Source organism: Streptomyces sichuanensis (assembly GCF_020328095.1).
GTDB lineage: Bacteria > Actinomycetota > Actinomycetes > Streptomycetales > Streptomycetaceae > Streptomyces > Streptomyces cinnamoneus.
The window spans coordinates 1-17,869 of the sequence record NZ_JAIXMK010000071.1; the positions used below are offsets into that span (position 1 = coordinate 1).

Annotated in this window: 23 protein-coding genes; 7 read left to right on the forward strand and 16 right to left on the reverse strand. The window is 73.5% G+C overall.

The window, feature by feature from the left end; translation table 11 throughout:
• Positions 1-109: 109 nt before the first annotated feature.
• The gene (locus LE181_RS20270; RefSeq protein ID WP_225662732.1) at positions 110-781 is read right to left on the reverse strand and encodes a PhzF family phenazine biosynthesis protein; all 672 of its coding nucleotides are present in this window, start codon (positions 779-781) and stop codon (positions 110-112) included.
• A 51-nt stretch (positions 782-832) separates the two neighbouring features.
• On the opposite strand from LE181_RS20270, the gene LE181_RS20275 reads away from it, so the two are divergent.
• Positions 833-2,071, forward strand: a complete 1,239-nt coding sequence (locus LE181_RS20275; protein WP_225662733.1) for an FUSC family protein — start codon at positions 833-835, stop codon at positions 2,069-2,071.
• Between the two features lie 7 nt (positions 2,072-2,078).
• Here the strand turns inward: LE181_RS20275 and LE181_RS20280 are convergent, their stop codons facing one another.
• From LE181_RS20280 to LE181_RS20310, 7 genes are all read right to left on the reverse strand, one after another.
• Positions 2,079-2,633, reverse strand: a complete 555-nt coding sequence (locus LE181_RS20280; RefSeq protein ID WP_225662734.1) for an NADPH-dependent FMN reductase — start codon at positions 2,631-2,633, stop codon at positions 2,079-2,081.
• Between the two features lie 43 nt (positions 2,634-2,676).
• Positions 2,677-5,055 (reverse strand): glycoside hydrolase family 65 protein, encoded by a 2,379-nt coding sequence (locus LE181_RS20285; RefSeq protein ID WP_225662735.1) that lies wholly within the window; start codon positions 5,053-5,055, stop codon positions 2,677-2,679.
• Entirely contained in the window at positions 5,052-5,795 is a 744-nt protein-coding gene (locus tag LE181_RS20290) for a beta-phosphoglucomutase family hydrolase (protein WP_225662736.1), read from the reverse strand. Before LE181_RS20290 ends, LE181_RS20285 begins: the two co-directional genes overlap by 4 nt.
• Positions 5,792-7,279, reverse strand: coding sequence for a glucose-6-phosphate dehydrogenase (gene zwf, locus LE181_RS20295; RefSeq protein WP_225662753.1), 1,488 nt, complete (start codon positions 7,277-7,279; stop codon positions 5,792-5,794). The genes LE181_RS20290 and zwf overlap by 4 nt, the downstream gene beginning before the upstream one ends.
• 125 nt (positions 7,280-7,404) lie before the next feature.
• Positions 7,405-8,655: a cytochrome P450 family protein gene (locus LE181_RS20300; RefSeq protein WP_308103167.1), complete on the reverse strand. Its 1,251-nt coding sequence runs from the start codon at positions 8,653-8,655 to the stop codon at positions 7,405-7,407.
• A 95-nt stretch (positions 8,656-8,750) separates the two neighbouring features.
• Positions 8,751-9,074 (reverse strand): plasmid stabilization protein, encoded by a 324-nt coding sequence (locus tag LE181_RS20305; protein ID WP_225662737.1) that lies wholly within the window; start codon positions 9,072-9,074, stop codon positions 8,751-8,753.
• A 98-nt stretch (positions 9,075-9,172) separates the two neighbouring features.
• On the reverse strand, positions 9,173-9,937 hold the full coding sequence (locus tag LE181_RS20310) for a DUF72 domain-containing protein (RefSeq protein ID WP_225662738.1): 765 nt from the start codon (positions 9,935-9,937) through the stop codon (positions 9,173-9,175).
• Positions 9,938-10,027: 90 nt separating this feature from the next.
• On the opposite strand from LE181_RS20310, the gene LE181_RS20315 reads away from it, so the two are divergent.
• From LE181_RS20315 to LE181_RS20330, 4 genes are all read left to right on the forward strand, one after another.
• On the forward strand, positions 10,028-10,444 hold the full coding sequence (locus tag LE181_RS20315) for an HIT family protein (RefSeq protein ID WP_372458427.1): 417 nt from the start codon (positions 10,028-10,030) through the stop codon (positions 10,442-10,444).
• Between the two features lie 222 nt (positions 10,445-10,666).
• Positions 10,667-11,986, forward strand: coding sequence for a phosphoribosyltransferase family protein (locus LE181_RS20320; protein ID WP_225662740.1), 1,320 nt, complete (start codon positions 10,667-10,669; stop codon positions 11,984-11,986).
• A gap of 38 nt (positions 11,987-12,024) precedes the next feature.
• Entirely contained in the window at positions 12,025-12,294 is a 270-nt protein-coding gene (locus LE181_RS20325; protein WP_225662741.1) for a DUF1876 domain-containing protein, read from the forward strand.
• A 28-nt stretch (positions 12,295-12,322) separates the two neighbouring features.
• Positions 12,323-12,610 carry a DUF1876 domain-containing protein gene (locus LE181_RS20330; protein ID WP_225662742.1) on the forward strand — a complete coding sequence of 96 codons (288 nt, stop codon included), beginning with the start codon at positions 12,323-12,325 and terminating at the stop codon, positions 12,608-12,610.
• Positions 12,611-12,628: 18 nt separating this feature from the next.
• On the opposite strand, the gene LE181_RS20335 is transcribed toward LE181_RS20330, so the two are convergent.
• From LE181_RS20335 to gvpO, 8 genes are all read right to left on the reverse strand, one after another.
• On the reverse strand, positions 12,629-12,895 hold the full coding sequence (locus LE181_RS20335) for a gas vesicle protein K (protein ID WP_225662743.1): 267 nt from the start codon (positions 12,893-12,895) through the stop codon (positions 12,629-12,631).
• Positions 12,892-13,095 (reverse strand): gas vesicle protein, encoded by a 204-nt coding sequence (locus LE181_RS20340; protein WP_225662744.1) that lies wholly within the window; start codon positions 13,093-13,095, stop codon positions 12,892-12,894. The genes LE181_RS20335 and LE181_RS20340 overlap by 4 nt, the downstream gene beginning before the upstream one ends.
• A complete protein-coding gene (locus tag LE181_RS20345; protein ID WP_225662745.1) occupies positions 13,092-13,880 on the reverse strand; it encodes a GvpL/GvpF family gas vesicle protein in 789 nt (262 codons plus the stop codon). Before LE181_RS20345 ends, LE181_RS20340 begins: the two co-directional genes overlap by 4 nt.
• Positions 13,877-14,194, reverse strand: coding sequence for a gas vesicle protein (locus tag LE181_RS20350; protein ID WP_225662746.1), 318 nt, complete (start codon positions 14,192-14,194; stop codon positions 13,877-13,879). The genes LE181_RS20345 and LE181_RS20350 overlap by 4 nt, the downstream gene beginning before the upstream one ends.
• The gene (locus LE181_RS20355) at positions 14,191-14,406 is read right to left on the reverse strand and encodes a gas vesicle protein GvpG (protein WP_225662747.1); all 216 of its coding nucleotides are present in this window, start codon (positions 14,404-14,406) and stop codon (positions 14,191-14,193) included. Before LE181_RS20355 ends, LE181_RS20350 begins: the two co-directional genes overlap by 4 nt.
• A gap of 33 nt (positions 14,407-14,439) precedes the next feature.
• On the reverse strand, positions 14,440-15,156 hold the full coding sequence (locus LE181_RS20360) for a GvpL/GvpF family gas vesicle protein (RefSeq protein ID WP_225662748.1): 717 nt from the start codon (positions 15,154-15,156) through the stop codon (positions 14,440-14,442).
• Positions 15,153-15,572 (reverse strand): gas vesicle structural protein GvpA, encoded by a 420-nt coding sequence (locus LE181_RS20365; RefSeq protein WP_225662749.1) that lies wholly within the window; start codon positions 15,570-15,572, stop codon positions 15,153-15,155. The genes LE181_RS20360 and LE181_RS20365 overlap by 4 nt, the downstream gene beginning before the upstream one ends.
• A 70-nt stretch (positions 15,573-15,642) precedes the next feature.
• Positions 15,643-15,960 (reverse strand): gas vesicle protein GvpO, encoded by a 318-nt coding sequence (gene gvpO / locus LE181_RS20370; RefSeq protein ID WP_225662750.1) that lies wholly within the window; start codon positions 15,958-15,960, stop codon positions 15,643-15,645.
• Between the two features lie 147 nt (positions 15,961-16,107).
• Between gvpO and LE181_RS20375 the strand changes: the two genes are divergently transcribed.
• Entirely contained in the window at positions 16,108-16,278 is a 171-nt protein-coding gene (locus LE181_RS20375; RefSeq protein WP_225662751.1) for a hydrophobic protein, read from the forward strand.
• Between the two features lie 539 nt (positions 16,279-16,817).
• Positions 16,818-17,627, forward strand: coding sequence for an SDR family oxidoreductase (locus tag LE181_RS20380; RefSeq protein ID WP_225662752.1), 810 nt, complete (start codon positions 16,818-16,820; stop codon positions 17,625-17,627).
• Positions 17,628-17,869 lie beyond the last annotated feature (242 nt).

The following is a 17,869-nucleotide window of genomic DNA, read 5'->3' on the forward strand; positions in this document are numbered from 1 at the left end:
GACGGCCCGGCCGGGCGCCGCGACGCACCGCGCGGGGCGGCGTGGAGAACGGCCCGTGACCGGCGCCGCCTCCGGCTCCGCGCCACCGGTGTGCCGGGCGGGGCCCGGGTCAGCGGCGCGGGCCGGCCGGGGTCACGCGTCCGCCGAGGGAGATCGTGCCGGTGTCGTGGAAGCGCGTGAGGATCCGCGAGCCCGCGCCCTGGCGGACGGTCAGGGACCGGCCGAGCCCGGCGGTCAGGGTGACGGCCGCGGCCCCCGTGGCCTCGTCCTCCGCGATGCCGTCGCCGCGGCGCGGGAAGCCCCGGGCCCGTACCCGCCCGGCCGCCTCGTCCTCCCAGGCCCACGCGTACAGCCACCCCTCCCCCGGCGGTGGCGCCGGAAGCCCGTCGACCTCGGCGACGGTGTCGTACCGCCGGGTGCGCCGGCCGGTGGCCCACTCGGCCCGGCACCGGATCCAGGTGGTCCCGTCCTCCTCCCGGACGGGCACCTCGCCCGCGGGCGGCCGCAGCATCGTCACCTCCCGCCCCTGCTGCCGCAGGAACCATGCGACGCCGACCAGCGGATGCCCGGCGAACGGCAGGCGGGAGGAGGGCGTGTAGACGTCGACGCGGCCGGCGGAGGCGTCGTCGACGAACACGGTCTCGCTGAAGCCCAGTTCCGCCGCCACCTGCTGCCGCGCCCGCTCCCCCGGGACGCGACCGCCGTCCGGAACGATGCCGAGCGGGTTCCCGCCCTCCCCGCGCGGGCCGGTGAACACGCGGACCACCTCGTGATCGATCATGGAAGAAACATATGAGGTGAGGGAGGCACCTGGGGCGGGAAGAGGCACAAGGTGCCTGATATCACCGACCCCCTGACGACCCTGGTACGACGCCACCGGGAACCGGCCTTCGTACAGGCGGTCCGTTCCACGCTGGCCGCGGTGATCTCCTATGTGGTGGCCCTGCAGCTGAGCAACGAACCGGCACCGCTCACCGCACCGCTGACGGCGCTGCTCGTCGTCCAGGTCACGCTCTACTCCACCCTGACCACCAGCATCCGCAGAGTGAACTCGGTGGTGGCGGGCGTGCTGATCGCCATCGGCTTCAGCGCCCTGGTGGGGCTCACCTGGTGGAGCCTGGGGTTGATCATCCTCGCGTCGCTGATCATCGGGCGCTTCGTCCGGGCGGGTGAATTCGTGCCCGAGGTGGCGATCAGCGCCATGCTCGTGCTCGGGGTGACCCGGGTGGCGGAGACGGCGTGGGACCGGGTCCTGGAGACCCTGATCGGCGCCGTCGTCGGGCTGCTGTTCGACGTCCTGTTCGTGCCGCCGGTCTGGGTGCAGCCGGCGAGCGAGGCCATCGAGCACCTCTCCCGCCGGATGGGGCAGTTGCTCCAGCGCGTCGGGGACGAGGTGTGCGGCCACACGCCGGTCGAGGAGGCGGCGGCCAGGCTGCACGAGGCCCGCCGGCTCGACCACGACATCGTCCAGGTGGACGCCTCGCTCCGGCAGGCCGAGGACAGCCTCAGGTTCAACCCCCGGGTCAAGGAGGGGCTGCTCTTCCGGGTCGTCCTGCGCACCGGCCTCGACGCGCTGGAGATCGCCGCGGTCGTGCTCCGGGTCATCTGCCGGACCCTCACCGACCTCGCCAAGGAACGCCGGGACGAACACCTCTTCCCCGACGACGTCGCCGAGGCCCTGGAAGACGTCTTCCGGCACCTGGCGCGCGCCGTCGAGAGCTTCGCCGTGCTGATCACCACCCAGGTCAGCGCCAACGCCGAGGAGGCCGAGGACCGGCTCGTGCGGGAGCTGGCCGCGGGCCGGGCCAGCCGCGACCGGGCGGCCCACCTGCTGCTGGATTCCGTCCGGCGGCACCCGCGCCAGTGGCAGTTGCACGGGGCGCTGCTGGCGGAGATGGACCGGATCCTGGACGAGCTCGACGTGGAGAAGCGGACCGAGCGACTGGCCGAGGAACTCGACCGCAGCGCCCGCGAACAGCGGGACCGCCACCCCCTGCTGCACAAGGTCCAGCGCCGGCTGCGCGGCAGCGGCTACGGCTGGCGCAGGAGCTGGTTCCGCAACCGCGACTGAGAAGGGGTCAGGCCACGGCCCTGCGGAGCGTCTCCGCCGCGCGGACCATGGCCTCCACCACCCCTGCCAGCTCGCCGAGGAGCTCCGGGTCCGTGATCCGGCCGTCGGTGATCCTGGCGCTCGCCCGCGGGATCCGCAGCGACTCGGGCAGCACCTGTGCGCTCATCACCTCCAGGGTCTCGCGCAGCCACGCCTGGGCCCGCTCCCCGCCGGCCGCGGACGGCGAGGCGGTGACCACGGCGACGGGCTTGCCCACCAGCTCACCGCTGCCCACCACCCACTCCAGGGCGTTCTTCAGCATGCCGCTCGTCCCGCGGGCGTACTCGGGGCTCGCGATGAGCACGGCGTCGGCGGCCGCGAGCCGCGCCTGGAAGTCCTGCACCACGGCCGGCGGGGCGCTGCTCTCCACATCGGGGTTGAAGAAGGGCAGGCCGTCCAGGCCGCCGTGGACCGTCATGGTGGCGGGCGGGCGGCACAGGCCCGCGGCCGCGTGCGCGACCGCGGAATTCAGCGATCCCTCGCGCAGGCTTCCGCAGAGGGCCAGGAGGTTGAGGTGCGTCATGCGGTGATCGTCGCACCCGGCCTCCCGCCCGCCGCGGGCGCCCTCAGCGGGTCGCCTCCTCGGCATGGCCGACGGCCCGCCCGCGGCGGGCGGGGCCCCGCCCGGCCGGCTGTTCGGGGGCGCGGCCGGCCGTGATGACCGGGACCTGGCGGGTCTCCGGCACGTCGGCCGACAGCGTCAGGCACTCGCCGCAGTGGCGGATGCGGAGGGTGTCGCCGTCCAGCAGGGTGTAGGTCGCCTTCTTGTCGGTGATCTCCACCCGCAGCCGCTGCTGCCGGAACTGCACCGTGAAGGCGAGGCGGCCCAGCTGTTCGGGGAGCCGGGGGGTGAAGCCGATGAGGCCGTCGTCCTCGCGCAGCCCGCCGAAGCCGACGACCAGGGCGAACCACGTGCCGGCGAGCGAGGCGATGTGGATGCCGTCGCGCGTGTTGCCCTCCAGGTCGGACAGGTCCATCATCGCCGCTTCGCCCAGGTAGTCGTAGGCCAGCCGGGTGTGGCCGACCTCGGCGGCCATGACCGCCTGGCCGCAGGCGGACAGCGAGGAGTCCCGCACGGTCAGCTGCTCGTAGTAGCTGAAGTTGCGGGCCTTCTCCTCCGCGGTGAAGGCGTCGCCGCGCAGGCACATGGCGAGGACGAGGTCGGCCTGCTTGACGACCTGTTTGCGGTAGAGGTCGAAGTAGGGGAAGTTCAGCATCAGCGGATACTGCTCGTCCCCGGTGTGGGCGAAGTCCCACACCTGGTGGCGGGTGAAGCCCTCCGACTGCTCGTGCACCTGCAGCTCGTCGTTGTACGGCACGGCCATGCGCGTCGCGGCGTCCCGCCAGGCGGCGGTCTCCTCGTCGTCGACGCCCAGCGCCGCGGCCAGGTCCGGGTGGTGCTCGGCCAGGGCGGCGGCCTCGCGCAGATTGTGCTGCGCCATCAGGTTCGTGTAGACGTTGTCGTCCGAGATGGCGCTGTACTCGTCCGGGCCCGTCACGCCGTCGATGTGGAAGTCGCCGTGGTGGTCGTGGTGACCGAGCGAGCGCCACAACCGGGCGGTCTCCACCAGCAGGGGCAGCCCCACCTCCCGCTCGAAGGTCTCGTCGCACGTGGCCCGGATGTAGCGCACGACGGCGTCGGCGATGTCGGCGTTGATGTGGAACGCCGCCGTCCCGGCGGGCCAGTAGCCCGAGCACTCGTCGCCGTTGATGGTCCGCCAGGGGAAGGCGGCTCCCTTCAGCCCCAGTTGCCGGGCGCGCTCGTGCGCGGCGGGCAGGGTGTTGTACCGCCAGCGCAGCGCCTGCTCCACGGCCTGGGGCGCGGTGTAGGTCAGCACGGGCATGACGAAGGTCTCGGTGTCCCAGAAGCAGTGCCCGTCGTACCCGGGGCCGGTCAGCCCCTTGGCGGGCAGGGCCCTGGCCTCGCCGCGGGCGCCCGCCTGCAGCACGTGGAAGAGGGCGAACCGCGCCGCCTGCTGGATCTCCGCGTCGCCGTCCACCTCCACGTCCGCCCGGGCCCAGAAGCCGTCGAGGTAGCTGCGCTGCTCGTCGGCCAGCCCCTGCCAGCCGGTGCTGACCGCGCCGGCCAGGGCGGCGTCCACCTGGTCGTGCACCGCCGGCATGGAGCGCATCGCCGACCAGCCGTGCGCGACGAACTTCTCCACCCGCAGCCGCTGTCCGGAGCACAGGCGCGAGGTGATGGTGAAACGGGCGAGGTCGTCGCTGCTCTCGGAGGTCATCTCGGTCTTCTCGCCGCCGTCCACCACGTGCGCCGCCGACACCCCGAGCCGCAGCCCGCTGTGGTGGGTGCGGTGCAGCAGCCGGATCCGCGGGCCGTGGGCGGCGTGCTGCTCGGAGACCAGCGGCGTCTCCAGCACCGCCGCCGCCCGGGGGTCGCCCCCGGAGTGCGGCAGCTGCTCGTTGGCCACCAGCTCGGACTGGACGACGATGCGCACGTCGCCGTCCAGCGGCTCCACCTCGTAGGCGACGGCGGCGACCGCACGCTGGGAGAAGGAGACCAGCCGGGTCGACTTCACCCGGACGCTGCGCCCGCTCGGCGAGGTCCACTCGGCGGTGCGGTGCAGCAGCCCGGTGCGGAAGTCCAGGACCCGTTCGTGCTTGTGCAGCTTGCCGTAACGCAGGTCGAACGGCTCGTCGTCGACCAGGAGGCGGATCAGCTTGCCGTTGGTGACGTTGATGACGGTCTGACCGGACTCCGGATAGCCGTAGCCGGCCTCCGCGTAGGGCAGCGGACGGAACTCGTAGACGCCGTTGAGGTAGGTGCCGGGCAGGCCGTGGGGCTCCCCCTCGTCGAGGTTGCCGCGCCAGCCGACGTGTCCGTTGGAGAGGGCGAAGACGGACTCGCTCTGGGAGAGCACGTCGAGGTTGAGTTCGGTCTCGCGCAGGCACCAGGGCTCGACCCGGTACGCCGGATGGGTGATCACGACGCCTCCTCCTCCAGCAGCTCGGCGAGGTCCTCCACGACGACGTCCGCTCCGTGCCGGCGCAGCGCCTCGGCCTGGCCGGCCCGGTCCACGCCGACGACGAAGCCGAACGCTCCGGCCCGGCCGGCCTCCATGCCGGCGAGCGCGTCCTCGAACACCGTGGCCTCCTCGGGTGGTACGCCCAGGGCGCGGGCCGCGGCGAGGAAGGTGTCCGGAGCGGGCTTGCCCGGGAGGTGCTGTTCGGTGGCGACGATCCCGTCGATGCGCACCTCGAAGAGGTCGTCGATGCCGGCGGCGACGAGCACGTCGTGGCAGTTGGCGCTGGAGGAGACCACGGCGCGGCGCAGTCCCGCGGCGCGCGCGGCCTCGGCGTAGCGGACGGAGCCGGGGTAGGCGTGCACACCCATCTCCTTGATTTTTTCGAGGACGAGGGCGTTCTTGCGGTCGCCGAGCGAGCGCACGGTGTCGGGGCCGGGCGGGTCGTCGTCGCCCTCGGGCAGGGTGATGCCGCGGGAGGCGAGGAAGGAGCGCACGCCGTCGGCGCGGGGCTTTCCGTCGACGTATTCGTCGTAGTCCCCGACGGCGTCGAACGGCCGGAAGCCGGCGCCGTCGCGGCGGCGCAGGAAGGCGTCGAAGGTCTCCTTCCATGCCGCCGCGTGCACGGTGGCCGTCTGGGTCAGGACGCCGTCCATGTCGAACAGGCAGGCGCGGATGCCGTCGGGAAGGCCGAGGTTCGTCATGGTGTTCCGCTTCCCGGCTCGTCGGAGGCCATGTCCGGCAGGTACCAGTGGTGCGGGGCGATGAGCTCGTCGGCGCGGGCGGGGCCCCAGGAGCCGGCGGGGTACGGCTCGACCGGGCCGGGGTGTGCGAGGAGCGGGGCGGAGACCTCCCACAGCCGCTCGATGCCGTCCGCGCTGGTGAACAGCGCCTGGTCGCCGAGCATGGCGTCCAGGATCAGCCGTTCGTAGCCCTCCAGGCCGTGCTGCTGCCGGACGGAGTCTCCGTACCGGAAGGTCATCCGTGCGGGGGTCAGGCGCATGGCCGGGCCGGGTTCCTTGACCAGGAAGCGGGCGGCGATCCAGCCGGGGTCGTCGAAGTCGACGACCAGGACGTTGCCGTGGCCGGCCGGGCCGGTGCGCGAGCGGTCCGGGAACATGCGCAGCGGCGGCCGCTTGAAGTGGAGGGTGACGACCTGGCGCCGCCGGCCGAGGGACTTGCCGGAGCGGAGGTGGAAGGGCACTCCGGCCCAGCGCCAGTTGTCGACCTCGGCGCGCAGCGCGACGAAGGTCTCGGTGTCCGAGTGCGGGTCGACGCCGGGCTCGGCCCGGTAGCCGTCGTACTGGCCCCGGACGACGTGGGCGGGGTCCAGGGGCCGCATCGACCGGAAGACCTTGGTCTTCTCCTCGCGCAGGGCGCGGGCGTCGAGGGAGACCGGGGGTTCCATGGCCACGAAGCCGAGCACCTGGAAGAGGTGGGTGACGACCATGTCGCGGAAGGTGCCGGTCTCCTCGAAGAAGCCGGCCCGGCCCTCGATGCCGATCGTCTCGGGAACGTCGATCTGGACGTGGCTGATGTGGTCGCGGTTCCAGACGGGTTCGAAGAGGCCGTTGGCGAAGCGGAGGGCGAGGATGTTGTCGACCGACTCCTTGCCGAGGAAGTGGTCGATGCGGAAGACCTGCGACTCGTCGAAGACGGCGTGCACGGTCGCGTTGAGGGCGCGTGCGGACGCGAGATCCGTGCCGAACGGCTTTTCGATGATGAGGCGGGCGCCCCGGGCGAGGCCGGTGGTGCCGAGCATCCCGACGACGGACGCGAAGGCCGTCGGCGGCACGGCCAGGTGGCAGAGCCTGCGGGGGGTGCCGCCGAGGGCCGACTCCGCGGCGCGGACGGCGGCGAGCAGCATCCGGGGGTCCTCGGGGTCGGCGGCCCCGAAGCTCAGCCGGGCCTCGAAGGCGTCCCAGGCCGCGCCCTCGGGCTCGCCCGTCCCGAACTCGCGGACGGCGTCCCTGGCGTGGGCGCGGAACTCCTCGTTGGTGAGCGCGGCCGCGGCGGGCGCCGAGCCGACGATGCGGTAGTCGCGCGGCATGAGGCCCGCGCGGTCCAGGCGGTGCAGCCCGGGGAGCAGCTTGCGCCGGGCGAGGTCGCCGGTGGCGCCGAAGAGCACGACGACGTGGTCGTCGGGCCTGCCGGCCCCGGGCGGCCCGCCCGGCCGCCGGTCGTCCAGGGGCTGGTCGTCCGCCGGCCGGTCGTCCGGGGTCTGGGTGGCCTTCACACCTCCCACCTTCCGGCAGGCGCCGCCCGGGCGCGATTTCCGTCACCCGTTCGGCCCCGGACCGCGGCCGGCCGGTGTCAGCGCACGGGGAGCCGGCGGGGGCCGCGGACGAGGAGGCCCGGGCGGTAGGGGAGTTCGGCCGGGTCGGCGGCCAGGGTGAGGCCGGGCAGGGCGTCGAAGAGGCGCGGCAGGGCGACGACCGCTTCGAGACGGGCCAGGCGGGAGCCGAGGCAGAAGTGCGGTCCGTGGCCGAAGGCCAGGTGCGGGGCGGGGCGTCCGGCGCCGGTCAGGTAGCGGGCCGGCCGGAAGGCGTCGGGGGCCGGGAAGTGGTGGGGGTCGCGGTTGGCGGCCGCGAGGACGACGAGGACCGAGTCCTCGGCCGGTATGACCGTCCCGCCGCCGAGGTCGACCCGTTCGGTGGTCCGCCGCCAGGTGGTCCCCTCCAGCGGGCTCGCGTGCCGCAGGGTCTCCTCGATCACGGCGTTCCAGCGGGCCTCGTCGCCGGCGCGCGCGGCGGCCGCCTCGGCGGGGTGGGTGAGGAGGAGCAGGGACGCCGAGGCGAGCAGGTTCATGGTCGTCTCGTAGCCGGCGAAGAGCAGCAGGAACGCCATGGCCAGCAGCTCGCCGTCGTCGAGGCCGCCCTCGCGCGCGTCGTGCACCAGCGCGCTGAAGAGGTCGTCCCCCGGGGCCCTGCGCTTGTGCTCGATCAGTGTGGAGAAGTAGGCGTGGAGCCCGGCCCACGCCTCGTCGACCGCGCCCCGCGCGAGCGCGTCGGCGGGCGATCCCACCCGGTACGTCCACTCCCGCAGGTCGGCCCGGTCGGCCTCGGGCACGCCCAGCACCTCGCCGATCACCAGGACCGGCAGCGGGAAGGCGAAGGCGTCGACGAGATCGACGACGCCCTCGCGCGCCAGCCGTCCGGCCACCTCGGACACCAGGGCGTCGGTCAGCCGCTCGATGCGCGGGCGCAGTGCGTCGACCCGCCGCGGGGTGAACGCGGCGGTGGTCAGCCGGCGCAGCCTGCCGTGATCGGGGGCGTCGGAGTTGAGCATGTGGCGGGCGAGGCAGCCGCGGGCGCGCTGCGCCGGCGAGTCGGGCTTGGGCCGGCCCGCCGCGGCCGGCGGGACGTTCGACAACCGGGGGTCGGCGAGGACGGCCCGGGCCTGCTCGTAGCCGGTGACGAGCCAGGCGTGCGTGCCGTTGGCCAGCGGCACCCGCGCCGCGGGTCCGCTCTCGCGCAGCCGCGCGTAGTACGGGTACGGGTCGCGCGCGAAGGCGGGGTCGGCGGGGTCGAGGAGTTCGGGCACCCGCTCATCCTCACCGATCACGCAGCGCCACCGCTGGTGGGGTCGTCGTCAGCGCTGAGGGGAGCGGCCTGTGCGGTTCCTACAAACGCGGCCGGGCAGGCCGGGCCCGGGTGGTCTCAGCGGCCCAGCGCCTTCTTCAGCTCGGCCTTGGTCATGTCGGACCGGCCGTGGATGTTCTTCTGCTTGGCCTCGTTGTACAGCTGGTCCTTCGTGGGCCCCTGCGCCCCGGAGTGCGAGCGCTGGCCGCCCCGCCGGGACGAGGACATGTCGTCGAGCGAGCTGCGGCTGGCGGTCTTCGACTCGCCCGCGCGGGCGCGCTCCTTGTTGACGGTCCGGCTCGCGATCTCCTTGGCGCGCTTCTCGCTCTCGCCGCGCTCGCGGGCGCTGTCCTTGATGTGTTCGTACTGCCGCTCGCGTTTCGGGCTGGATCCCCTGGGCATCTGCCGCTCCTTCGCTCGCCTCGGCATGCTGCTGCCCCCTCTCCAGCGTGGCATGCGCGGCCGGGCGGCGCAGGGTGGGCGGCCGGGCGGGGCGGGCCTCAGCCGCGCAGGTCGGGGGTCCGGCTGACCGTGCGTCCCCGCCGGGCGGCCGCGCGGGCGAAGACGACCGCGTCGTGGACGGCCGCGCCGCCGGGGTCGTTGTTGAAGTAGGCGTAGACGTCGGCCCGCTCGGGCCAGGTGTCCGCCAGCCGACCGGCCCAGGTGGTGAGCGCCTGCCGCCCGTAGCGGGGCCACGGCTGCGCCCGGCCGCTGTGGAAGCGCACGTACCCCCAGTCCGCCGTGCGCCACAGCGGGGTCACGGGCCGCGAATCGTGGTCGGCCCAGCACAGCGCGGCGCCGTGGCGCTCCAGCACGGCCCGCACCTCGTCCGTCCACCACGATCCGTGCCGGGGCTCGACGGCCACGCGCACCCGGCGGGGGAAGCAGCGCAGCGCGGCGTCCAGCAGGGCGGCGTCGGCGTGCAGGGTGGGCGGCAGCTGCAGCAGGACGGGCCCGAGCCGGTCCCCCAGACCGGCGGCGTGCCGCAGGAGCCGCTCGACCGGCTCCTCGGGGTCGCGCAGCCGCTTGATGTGCGTGAGGTAGCGGCTGGCCTTGACGGCCATGACGAAGCCGGCGGGGGTGCGGTCGTGCCAGGCGGCGAAGGTCTCGGGCTTGGGCAGCCGGTAGAAGGCGTTGTTGTTCTCGACCGTCGCGAAGGCGGCCGCGTACTCCTCCAGCCACAGGCGTTGCGGCAGGTCGGCGGGGTAGAGGTCGCCGCGCCAGTCCTTGTACTGCCATCCCGAGGTTCCCACGAGCAGGGGCATGCGGTGATGCCTGCCCCGGGCGGGCGCCGGGCACCGCCCGGAGGACGCGATTCCCGTCGGATGCGGGACGGCGGTTGGTTCACTGGTGTCGTGAACTGCATCTTCTGTGCGATCGCGACGGGCGGGGCGGCCGGGCACCGCGTCCTCGACGACGAGACGGTGGTGGCCTTCCTCGATGCCCGGCCCCTGTTTCCCGGCCATGTGCTGGTCGTCCCGAAGCGCCACGCCGAGACGCTCACCGACCTGCCGGCGGAGGAGGTGGGTCCGTTCTTCACCCGGGTGCAGCGGGTCGCGGGGGCGGTGGAGCGCGCCATGGGGGCCGCCGGCTCGTTCGTCGCCGCGAACAACCGGGTGAGTCAGTCGGTGCCGCACTTCCACGTGCACGTGGTGCCGCGCAACCGCAAGGACGGGCTGCGCGGCTTCTTCTGGCCGCGCACGCGCTACGCCTCGGAGGAGGAGGCGGCGGAGGTCGCGGCCCGGGTGCGCCGGGCGCTGACGGAGGGTTGACGGAGGAGGGCCGGGCAGGGAGCCGAGCAGCAGGAGGGGCGAAGGGGCGGGAGGAACGGGCGGGGCCCGGCGGGGACGTGCGTCCCCTGGGGAGCCGTGGGATCCCTGTGGACTATCCCCCCGGGGCCCGTCATATTGGAATTACGGCTTCCCCTTGGAATGACGGCTCCTCCCTTTTCTTCCGGGGCTCCCGGAGCCGGGCCCCGGGGCCAGAGGTGGATCATGCGGTTCAACGACCGAGTGGACGCCGGTCGGCGCCTGGCCGAGCGGCTGGGGCACCTGCGCGGCGAGAATCCGGTCGTGCTCGGCCTGCCCCGCGGCGGCGTCCCCGTCGCCTTCGAGGTCGCCCGGGCGCTGGCCGCCCCGCTCGACGTGATCCTCGTGCGCAAGCTGGGCGTGCCGTACCACCGCGAACTGGGGTTCGGCGCGATCGGCGAGGGCGGCGTGCGGGTCATCCGCAACGACATCGTGCGCATGAGCCGGGTCGACGAGGACGACCTGGTGGAGGTCGAGCGCAGCGAGGAGGCGGAGCTGGCCCGGCGCGCGGAGCGCTTCCGCGCGGGACAGCCCCGCGTTCCGCTGGAGGGCCGTACGGCGATCGTCGTCGACGACGGCATCGCGACCGGCGCCACGGCGTCGGCCGCCTGTCAGGTGGCGAAGGCGCAGGGAGCGGCCCGTGTGGTGCTCGCCGTGCCGGTGGCGCCACCGGACGCGGCGGCGGAGTTCCGCACGCAGGTGGACGAGCTGATCTGCCTCAGCACGCCGGTCGCGTTCGCGGCGGTCGGCGAGTGGTACCACGACTTCGCGCAGACCTCGGACGAGGAGGTCGTCGAGCTGCTGCGCAGGAACGCCGAGCAGGTCCGGGAGGGCGGCGGCGGTGGCGACGCCCACGGCGGCCCGTTGAAACTACCGGTGGACGGCGGCCGCGTCGCGCTCGCCGGTGACCTCACCATGCCGGCCGGTGCCCCCGGGCTGGTGGTCTTCGCCCACGGCAGCGGCAGCAGCCGGCTGAGCCCGCGCAACCGCGCGGTGGCGCGGGCCCTGAGCGACGCCGGGCTGGGCACGCTGCTGTTCGACCTGCTGACCCCGCTGGAGGAGAACGACCGGGCGAACGTCTTCGCCGTGGAGCCCCTGGCGCGCCGGCTGACGGAGGTCACGCGCTGGCTGCGGCGACGCGAGCCCGTTCCCGTCTGCTACTTCGGCGCGAGCACCGGCGCGGCGGCCGCCCTGTGGGCCGCCGCGGACGCCGCAGCGGCGCAGGAACCCGTCGCCGCCGTCGTCTCCCGGGGCGGGCGCCCCGATCTCGCCGGGCCGCGCCTGGCCGAGGTCACGGCACCGACCCTGCTGATCGTCGGCGGCCACGACGAGACCGTGCTCGACCTCAACCGGCAGGCGGCGCAGCAGCTGCGCTGCGAGAACCACCTGGCCGTGGTGCCCGGCGCCACGCACCTCTTCGAGGAACCCGGGACGCTCGACACCGTCGCGGACCTCGCCCGGGACTGGTTCACCACCCATCTGGCAGCGTCCGCCCGGACGGGCTGACCTGCGAGCCGATCCCCGACAGGCTGTAGGTGATCACCATGGAGAAGATCGTCGACTGCACCATCGAGATGGAGTTCCGCGAGATCGACGCCACGACGCAGGCCGACGTGCGCCTGCGGATGCACGACGGTTCCCAGCTCGCGGCCCAGGGCATCGCCAACCGCAACCCGGCCGACCGCCGCCAGCAGCGCGTCGGCGAGGACGTCGCGGCCGCCCGCGCCCTCAACGGCCTGGCCGAGCAGCTGCTCGACAAGGCCGGCGACGAGATCCAGGAGGTCATGCACGAGAAGGTGCACCTGACGCACTAGGTCCGCACGCGCCCGGGAGGAGCGAGCAATGCCACACACGACCGAGTGGAAGATCCGCCTTCAGCTCACCGAGGACGGGGACAGCACCAAGGCACGAGCGGTCCTCGACACCGGTACCGCCTCGGTCACCGGCACGGGGGCGGCCCGCCGCGCCCCGGGCGACGAGGACGTACCGGAGATCGGCGACGAGTTCGCCGCCGGCCGCGCCCTGCGCGACCTCGGCAGCCGCCTGCTGCACACCGCCCAGCACGACGTCGAGGCCCGCGGCGCGTCCCCCGAACCCAGAACCTCGCCGACGTCCGGCTGGAGTCTGTGAGGGCGGCCGCCGGACACGTCACAGCAGCGGTCCCAGCGGGCCCAGGTCCAGGTTGAGGTCCTCGATCTGCAGGCCGTGCTCGGCGCAGAGCTCCCGCATGCGTTCGTCGAGGAGCATGAGGGTGAGGCCGATGCGTTCCTCCTGGGCCTCGGTGAGGTCGCCCCGTTCCGCACGGCGGACGGCCTGCCGTTCCATCAGCTGGTGCAGGAGCTCGACGACGGTCAGGACCAGCCTGGCCAGGTCGCGTTCGATCGTGGCCCGGTCGAGGTCCAGGGGGCGGGTCATGGGTGCTGCTCCTCCCAGGGGTGCGGTACGACCGAGACGTCGACGGAGCTGACGAGGGCGCGCAGATCGATGCGGACGAGGTCGACGTCGGCGATCCGCAGGGTGAGGTCGCCGGTCAGGACGACGCCGCCCGCCAGGAGGCGGTCGAGCAGGTCCACCAGGGTCAGCCTGCGGTCGGCGGGAAGGACGGTGCCGGTCACGGGGCTTCCGGGGTGACGAAGGAGTACGGGGCCCACGGGCCCGTCAGCTCCAGGCGGAGATCGTCGCCGGGCGCGTGCTCGGCGAGGCCGGTCACGGCCGAGGTGAAGTGCGGGGCGCCGTCCCACGGGACGAGGTAGGCGGCGTTGAGGACGTTGCGGCCGGGGTGGTGGGAGAGGGCGGGGTTCTGCGGCGGGTAGAGGCGGGTCTCCTCCGCGAGGGCGGCGAGGGTGGTGTGGATGCCGCGCGCGGCCTCGTCCGCGCGCCGTGCCCCTTCCTCGTGCGCGTGCCGTTCGGCAGCGCGGCGCCGGAGGTAGTCACGGCCGGACGTGGTGGCGCGCGGCGCCGGGGGGCGGGGGGCCGCGGTGGGCTCGGGGGCGTACACCTTGACGCCCCACTCGGTGCGCCCGTCCAGCCGGTCGAGGGCGGAACGCAGCTGTTCGCCCCTGTCCTCCAGCATCGTGCGCACACCGGACTCGTCGTGGAAGACCGTCGCCAGCCGCAGGGGCAGGACGCAGGAGCCCGCCGCGGTCACGGCGTCGACGACCCTCTGGTGGGCGCGGGCGACGCCTTCGAGCCACGGCAGGTCCTCCATCCGGCCGGACAGGGCCCGTTCGCCGTACTCCGCGGCCGGAACCCTCCCGGCCAGTGCCATGAGCCCCAGGTGCCGGACGCCGCCCACGGGCTCGGCCGCGACACCGGTGACGGTCTCCAGGGCTCCCGTCACGGCGGCGCAGTCCCGCGTGACGGCATAGGCGTACACGTATCGCTGCGACTCGTCCTTCACCGGGGCTCCCCTCGCCGTTCCTCTTCTCGCGATTTCTCTTGCGCTGTGTGGATCTCCGGTGTTTCGCGGGAATCGTTCCGGGCCCCCGAGGAGAGGGCGGGATCGTTCTCCCACCAATCGATCCCCATTTCCTTCGCCTTGTCGACGGACACGACGAGCAAACGGAGTTTGATGGTGAGGAGTTCGATGTCCAGCAGGTTGATGCGGATGTCCCCCGCGATCACCACGCCTTTGTCGAGCACCCGTTCAAGGATGTCGGCGAGATTGGCCGGCCCGTGGTCCGCGTACGCCACCGGTGCCCTGTGCTCGTTCATGCGGTCCCGTTCCCGTCGATGCGTCGCCGGGCCTCCGTCAGCCGGTCGAGGAGTTCGTCCTCGCGGCGGTCGAACTCCTCCTCGTCGATAAGGCCCGACGTCAGCTGCTCCTCCAGTGCCTTGAGTTCGCCCTGCACGGTGGCCGGGTCGTAGTACACGCGCTCGGCCTCCGCGACGACGCGTCGCAGCACCCAGCCGACGAAGCCGATCACCGGGCGCTCGGGCGGACGCGGGTCACGGTGCGGTCATTCGACGAAGCTGTAGGGCGGCAGCGGCCCGTGCACGGACAGGGCCACGTGCGGGTTCTCCTTCTCCAGCCTGCCGGTCTCGGCGAGCAGCCGCCGGGCGGCGGACTCGTCGACGAGGAAGGACAGGCTGAGGAAGCAGCCGGCGTTCTCCGGGCCGGTGCGGGTCTTCTCCGCCAGGGGCGCCAGCGTCTCGCGCACCAGCTCGGCGTCGCGGTCCTCCCTCTCCCGCACGCGCTCGGCGACCATCTCCCCGAACCGCAGGCGCTGTTCGTAACTCCCGCCGCCCGCGGCACGGTTGGCCTCCGCGAGGGTGCGCAGGCCGGCGTCCTCGGAGAGGACCCGGTGGAGGACGGCGTCCTCCCGGTGCACGACCTTGACGTTGTACTCCACGCGTCCGCCGAGCTCCTCCAGTTGCTTCTCGTACCGTCCGCCGTGCTCGGCGAGCACGTCGCGCACCTCGTCGTCGCTGTCCGAGACGCTGCCGAAGCGCATGGGCAGCACGGGGGCGCGACGGCCGATCTCGGTCACGACCTGCTGGTGGGCGAGCAGGTCGCGCCGCTTGGGGCGCAGCTCCTGCGGGCAGTCGCTCACCACCGCGGCGAGACCGGATCCGGTCACCGTCCGGACGGGGAGCGGCGGGTCGCCGATGCCGGTGAGGTCCTCCGGCAGGTCGCGGTGGCCGGCGCGCGTGATGCCGTAGACGTAGGTGGTCACTCGCTCTCCTCCTTCTTGCGGGAGGCGGACCGCCGGGTGCCGCTCTCCTGGCCCTCGCCCCGGCCGCGCACCTGGTGGATGGCGTCGGAGACGGTCTGCGCGGCGCCGGAGAGCGCGCCCTTGGTCTTGCCGCGGGCACCGCTCTCGGTCACGTCGCCGACGAGCTCGGGAAGGCCGGCGCTCTTGTGCGGGCCGGCCTCCAGGTCGAGGCGGTTGCACGCCTCGGCGAAGCGCAGGTACGTGTCGACGCTCGCGACCACGACCCGCACGTCGATCTTCAGGATCTCGATGCCGACCAGCGAGACGCGCACGAACGCGTCGATCACCAGGCCGCGGTCGAGAACCAGCTCCAGGACGTCGTACAGGCCGCTGGTGCCGCCCGCTCCGCCGCCCTGCTGCACAGGGACTACGCTCATGTGGAACCGCTTCCCCTCGTCTTTCCCTCGTCATCGCCTCGTCTCCGACGGCCCGGCCGGGCACCGGTCCTCAACGGGAATCGGTCCTGCCGCGCTCGTAGCGCCGCACGCGGCGGTAGCCGGTGAGCAGGCCGGTGGCGTCGAGGGTCACCTCGTAGAGCGCCATCACGCTCATCGTCTCCGGGACGCGGGTGATCTCCACGACCTCGGCCTCCAGCAGCCAGCCTCCGTCGGTCCGTTCGAACCGGGAGACGCCCTCGGGACGCAGTCCGGTCAGCTCGGCGAACTGTTCGTGGGCCGCGCGCAGGACCTGCGGTGCCGTCAGGTCGGGCTCGTCGGATGTGCCGGACGTTTCTGGTGTTTCTGACGTTTTTTTCGAGTTGGTCATTGATGGCCTCTGTATCGGTCAAGGGCCGTGGTGGTGCGGGTACCCGTTGCGGGCGTTTCAAACATGAGGCGCACGCGGGAGAGTTTGAACGAGGAAATGCGTAGAAGACGCATGACGGGGCACCCGAAGCTTTGGAGGTTGATAACTATGGTTCCTCTGCTCCTCGTTCTCCTGCTCGCCCTGATCCTTTTCGGGGCGGGTTTCGCCATCAAGGTTCTGTGGTGGGTGGCCGTGGCCGTTCTGGTGCTCTGGCTGCTCGGGTTCGTGATGCGTTCCGCCGGCACCGGTGGCGGACGCGGCCGCTGGTACCGATGGTGAGATCCCCGGGGGCCGGGCCGCCGCCGCAGCGCGGTGCGACGGTCCGGCCGCTTCCCGGGACCCCGGCCCCCGCAGGGCGTTCGGCCCTGCGGGGGCCGCCCGCGTTTGCGCCGGGCGCACAGGGCAACCCGACCCGGTAGCCCCTGCGTTCCCGGCCCTCCGGAAGGAGCCCTTGTGGTCGCCGTCGCCCTTCTCCTGCCTCCCGCGCTCCTGTGCCTGGTGCTCGCGCTGGACCAGTACGAGGAGCGCCTACTGAAGAAAGGTTCCGCTGTACCGCGTCACGCGCTGCCGCGCAGGCATCTGCGGGCGGTTCCGGGCCCGTCCACGCGGGAGCCGCCGCCGGGTGCCGCTCCGGTCTCCGGGCCGGCCTCCGAGCCGGCCTCCGGGTCGGCTCCGCCCGGTCGTGACGCCGCCTGAGCGGGCGCCGCACGCCGGACGCCGGCCGAGTGACGACGCATACCCGGTCCCCCCGGACCGGGTATGCGTCGTCAGTGGACGGGCCGGTACCCGGTCCGGCACACCCAGAGACGAGGATCCTCATGAATCCGCAGGAACCCGCCGCACCGCGTGTCGCCGTCGTCACCGGAGCGGACTCCGGCATCGGTCGTGCCACGGCCGTCCGGCTGGCCCGGCAGGGCATGGACGTCGGCATCACCTGGCACCGCGACCGCGAGGGCGCGGAAGGCACGGCCGCCGAGGTGCGGGCGGCGGGCCGCCGCGCCGAGCTGGAGCAGCTGGACCTCACCCTCCTGCCGGACGCCGTCGATGCCGTCGACCGCCTGGCCGAGCGGCTCGGCCGCATCGACGTCCTGGTCAACAACGCCGGGGTCGGCACGGCCACGCCCTTCCTCGACCTGGAGCTCGGCGCCGTCCGCGAGGTGCTCGACGTCAATCTCGTCGGCCCGCTGTTGTGCAGCCAGCGGGCCGCGCGCCGCATTATCCGTCAGGGTGACGGCGGGTGGATCGTGAACGTCACCAGCGTCCACGAACACCAGCCGCGGGTGGGTGCCGCGCCGTACTGCGCGTCGAAGGGCGGTCTGGGCCTGCTCACCCAGGTGATGGCACTGGAGCTCGCCGAACACGGCATCAACGTCAACGCCGTCGCCCCCGGCGAGATCGCCACCCCCATGACGGGCCAGGAGGACATCGACGTCCACGCGGAGCACCGCCCCGGCGTCCCGATCGCCCGACCGGGCGACGCCCGCGAGGTGGCGGCGGTGATCGCCTTCCTCAGCAGCCCCGACGCGAGCTACGTCACCGGCGCCTCGTGGACCGTGGACGGCGGCATGCTCCGCATGGGCCCCCAGGCGGGCTCCCACCTGGAGAACGACTCATGGCGCCGTGTCTGATCCAACGCCGGGCCCCGGTACCGACGCGGGGCCCGCGGGCCGGGCGGGGCCGCGGCCCGGAACCGACACGGCGGGCCGCGGGCCCGGGCCGACTGCGGCCCACCCGGCGCGCCCCGTTCCGCACAACGAGCGCCACGCCCCCACCCGACGCGGCGGCCCCGCCTCCGGCGCAACGCACCGGGCCGGACGGCCCGCGGGCCGAACACCGACGCGGCGGACGGTCGTCACGGGACCGGGACAGC

Excerpts from the sequence above, each read along its gene's own strand:
- LE181_RS20380 (WP_225662752.1), top strand. The coding sequence starts at position 16,818 with ATGAATCCGCAGGAACCCGCCGCACCGCGTGTCGCCGTCGTCACCGGA.
- LE181_RS20330 (WP_225662742.1), top strand. The coding sequence starts at position 12,323 with ATGCCACACACGACCGAGTGGAAGATCCGCCTTCAGCTCACCGAGGAC.
- LE181_RS20305 (WP_225662737.1), bottom strand. The coding sequence starts at position 9,074 with ATGCCCAGGGGATCCAGCCCGAAACGCGAGCGGCAGTACGAACACATC.
- LE181_RS20350 (WP_225662746.1), bottom strand. The coding sequence starts at position 14,194 with ATGAACGAGCACAGGGCACCGGTGGCGTACGCGGACCACGGGCCGGCC.
- LE181_RS20375 (WP_225662751.1), top strand. The coding sequence starts at position 16,108 with ATGGTTCCTCTGCTCCTCGTTCTCCTGCTCGCCCTGATCCTTTTCGGG.
- LE181_RS20325 (WP_225662741.1), top strand. The coding sequence starts at position 12,025 with ATGGAGAAGATCGTCGACTGCACCATCGAGATGGAGTTCCGCGAGATC.
- gvpO (WP_225662750.1), bottom strand. The coding sequence starts at position 15,960 with ATGACCAACTCGAAAAAAACGTCAGAAACACCAGAAACGTCCGGCACA.
- LE181_RS20335 (WP_225662743.1), bottom strand. The coding sequence starts at position 12,895 with ATGACCCGCCCCCTGGACCTCGACCGGGCCACGATCGAACGCGACCTG.
- LE181_RS20365 (WP_225662749.1), bottom strand. The coding sequence starts at position 15,572 with ATGAGCGTAGTCCCTGTGCAGCAGGGCGGCGGAGCGGGCGGCACCAGC.
- LE181_RS20280 (WP_225662734.1), bottom strand. The coding sequence starts at position 2,633 with ATGACGCACCTCAACCTCCTGGCCCTCTGCGGAAGCCTGCGCGAGGGA.
- LE181_RS20290 (WP_225662736.1), bottom strand. The coding sequence starts at position 5,795 with ATGACGAACCTCGGCCTTCCCGACGGCATCCGCGCCTGCCTGTTCGAC.
- LE181_RS20320 (WP_225662740.1), top strand. The coding sequence starts at position 10,667 with ATGCGGTTCAACGACCGAGTGGACGCCGGTCGGCGCCTGGCCGAGCGG.
- LE181_RS20270 (WP_225662732.1), bottom strand. The coding sequence starts at position 781 with ATGATCGATCACGAGGTGGTCCGCGTGTTCACCGGCCCGCGCGGGGAG.
- LE181_RS20310 (WP_225662738.1), bottom strand. The coding sequence starts at position 9,937 with ATGCCCCTGCTCGTGGGAACCTCGGGATGGCAGTACAAGGACTGGCGC.